The sequence below is a fragment of the Flavobacterium sp. UBA4854 genome (assembly GCF_002399805.1).
Classification (GTDB): domain Bacteria; phylum Bacteroidota; class Bacteroidia; order Flavobacteriales; family Flavobacteriaceae; genus Flavobacterium; species Flavobacterium ginsengisoli.
This window is the reverse complement of the sequence record NZ_DHEI01000001.1, coordinates 16,466-18,282: the sequence shown is the minus strand read 5'-3', so window position 1 is coordinate 18,282 and position 1,817 is coordinate 16,466. Positions and strand designations below refer to the sequence as shown.

The following is a 1,817-nucleotide window of genomic DNA, read 5'->3' as shown; positions in this document are numbered from 1 at the left end:
AAAACTTGTTGTTTTCTTTGAGCTACTGAATCTTCTTCAGAATCTAAACATATCACAAAATAATTAAATAACTTAATATTGTTTACGTCTTCAACAGCATTGCGCAAATGGTTGTCTAAAAGAGAAGGAAAACCATTTCCATTAAAAATATAATAATTTTTGTCTACAACTTGAGTGGGATGTTTTACTTCAGTAATTTTTGGAACCAATAATGACATCCATTTTGGATATACCTTTTTTTCAGTTCGTCTTCCCTCAACTAGAATATATATATTCATGTTATTGCTCTGAACCAGTTTGATATTCTTCTAATTGCATTAATTGCATAAATGCATCATGTTTTGAGTTACCAATATTGAATTCATCAACATTATGCACTCTTATCGAACCAGATTTTCTGGTCACTAACTTCCATTTTGAATAATGAATATTATTTATAATGTAGGGATGGTGGCTTGTTATTATAAATTGAACTTTTCGATTTGACTGTAAAATATCATTTGTCAATTCATCAATACAATTAATCCCTAGAGAATTCTCAAATTCATCAATTAAAAAAACAGTTCCTTCTGCACATAAATACAATTCACTAATATGAATTAATGTTCTAAACATTCCTGATGAAATTCTTCCTTGCTCTATCCATTTGTCGACACCTAGTTCTTGTATTTGAATAAAGGGATATTCTTTTATGTAACCAGGTAGATCTCCTTCAATATCATCTAAAGGGGCAATCTTTATATTTTGAACTTGTGGAAAAACTTCGCAAAATCTTTCTTTTATTTTTTCAAATGTTTTAATATCATGTTCTTGAGTTAAATAAAGTTTTGTTCTTATATCTAAATCAGATTCTTGAATTTTTTCAAGGGAAGTAAATTGCTTTGAGAACTTTTCGATGCTGAATAGCTTAAGTTTAAATGGTTCTCTTTGAGAATCGGATTGGTCACTTAATATTATTCTCTGAAAACTTTCTAATGCAGGCTTGATTAAATCTTCTTCTTTCAAAATGCTTAAAACACTTTCTTCAGAAGAAAACTTTGGCATTTTATTTTCATTAAAAAAAGTTCCTGTAGAATTTCTTTCAATTATCTTTATTGAATTTCTAACCAATGTCTCATTAATGATTTTTGGCTTATTTTTTCTTATATTATCATCATCTTCATCATTACTAAAAACAAATCTAACCCCATTATCTTCATATTCACCGCTCCAATTATAATTATCTCCTGAAATTGTATCGAAATTAATATCCCATTTAATTCCATTAACAAAATCCCCAAAAGCAATATTTTTTAACTCTATAATCGCTTTAAGTATATGAGTCTTACCAACTCCAGAAGCACCAACTAATAAAGTCAATTTATCAAAAGTTATGTTCTCTAAACCCAAATGGCTAGATTTATTAAAAAATGCTAGACTATTAATTTTCATTTTGATATTTTCAGATTATATAATTTACAAATATAGTTTATTTCAATTTATCTTAACAATTCTTACTATCGTCAAAATCTGTAAAAAAGTTGAATAAAAAACTAATATTTTAAAAAAAATTGCAAGAATTAACTTAACAAAGTTAACAATGTTTTAATTATTCCCATATAAATCTAAATTCAAATTATGAAACCTGTTTCAATTCCCATTAAAAACCAAATACAAAACCAAAATCACCAACCCCAACAAACCAAACAAAAGCTTTACCTTTTTACTGGTTTTAGGAATATCCGTTTCATCTGAAACATTCACTTCAGGATTTTTATCGGTTAAAGAAATAATAACGGCTGCAATTAAAAGCGTAGCAAAAATGTAAAACGAAATCA

General features: G+C 27.2%; 2 protein-coding genes and 1 pseudogene. All 3 read right to left on the bottom strand.

Features of this window, described 5'->3' with window-relative positions:
• The coding region (locus tag B3J44_RS00075; RefSeq protein WP_286964725.1) for a hypothetical protein at window positions 1-278 on the bottom strand (278 nt) is incomplete at its 3' end.
• Between the two features lies 1 nt (window position 279).
• Complete coding sequence (locus tag B3J44_RS00070) at window positions 280-1,431, bottom strand: AAA family ATPase (protein WP_286964723.1); 1,152 nt, start codon at window positions 1,429-1,431, stop codon at window positions 280-282.
• A gap of 198 nt (window positions 1,432-1,629) precedes the next feature.
• Window positions 1,630-1,817, bottom strand: a pseudogene (locus tag B3J44_RS00065) (Na+/glucose cotransporter); the annotation flags it as partial.

What these genes read in the sequence shown, in the direction of transcription:
- B3J44_RS00070 (WP_286964723.1), bottom strand. Translation starts at nt 1,431, where the DNA reads ATGAAAATTAATAGTCTAGCATTTTTTAATAAATCTAGCCATTTGGGT.